Raw genomic sequence first — 980 nt, forward strand, 5'->3', positions numbered from 1 at the left:
AGTGACTGTTGGGTAGCCGGGTGGCTACACGGTTTGACCGGTCGGGCGGTTGCTCCAGCGCACCCTCTGGCCCGCAAGTCGTGTGGCCATCAGCCGGATCATCGCGATCTTGACCATGGCCTCGGAGTTGTCGGTCAGGCGCTCGTAGTCGCGGGCCAGGCGGCGGTTGCGTACCAGCCAGCCGAAGGTGCGCTCGACCACCCACCGGCGCGGCAGGACCTGGAAGCCCTTGACGTCGTCACTGCGTTTGACGATCTGGACCACCAGCCGGAACTTCTCGTAAGCCCAGCTCAGAATGCTGTTGTCGATCTTGTTGGCGTATCCGGCATCGGCCCAGACCAGGCCGATGGAGGGGAACCGGGCGGCCGGCTCCCGCAGGACACGGCGCCCTCCGGGCCGGTCCTGGACCGAGGCGGAGGTCACCGCGATCACCAGCACGAGTCCGAGTGTGTCCACGATCAGGTGTCGTTTGCGTCCGGTGGTCTTCTTGCCCGCGTCGAACCCGCGGGCCTGGCCGCCCTCGCTGGACTTGATCGACTGGGCGTCCAGCACCGCGGCCGAGGGGTCGGGGTCGCGTCCGTCGGCGATGCGTACCTTGGTACGCAAGGCGTCGTGGATGCGGTCGATGGTGCCGTCGGCGGCCCAGGTGCGGTACCACCGGTAGGCGGCGTCCCAGGGCAGCAGGTCGCGGGGGATCATCCGCCACTGGCAGCCCGAGCGCAGCACGAAGAAGATCGCGTCGAGCACCAACCGGTCGCCGTAGACGCGGGGAGCTCCGCCTTTGGCCTGGTCACGGACGGGCATGAGGGGTTCGATCACCGCCCATACCGCGTCGGAGAGGTCGGAGGGATAGCATGGGCGGGCATCCCCGCCGGATTCGCATCTGCACACACAGCGCGATTCTGGCGGGGATGTTCTGTTTTCTCACCGGCGGGTCTGGTGATCACCCAGCGAACGCACCCGCATACCCAACAGTCTCT

The 980-nt window shown here is 67.4% G+C and carries 1 protein-coding gene; it reads right to left on the reverse strand.

Going from position 1 to position 980, the window contains the following annotated elements:
- Positions 1 to 24 precede the first annotated feature (24 nt).
- Positions 25 to 891 carry an IS5 family transposase gene (locus D472_RS0124375; protein WP_083903572.1) on the reverse strand — a complete coding sequence of 289 codons (867 nt, stop codon included), beginning with the start codon at positions 889 to 891 and terminating at the stop codon, positions 25 to 27.
- Positions 892 to 980 lie beyond the last annotated feature (89 nt).

It is taken from the genome of Nocardiopsis alkaliphila YIM 80379 (assembly GCF_000341005.1).
GTDB lineage: Bacteria > Actinomycetota > Actinomycetes > Streptosporangiales > Streptosporangiaceae > Nocardiopsis > Nocardiopsis alkaliphila.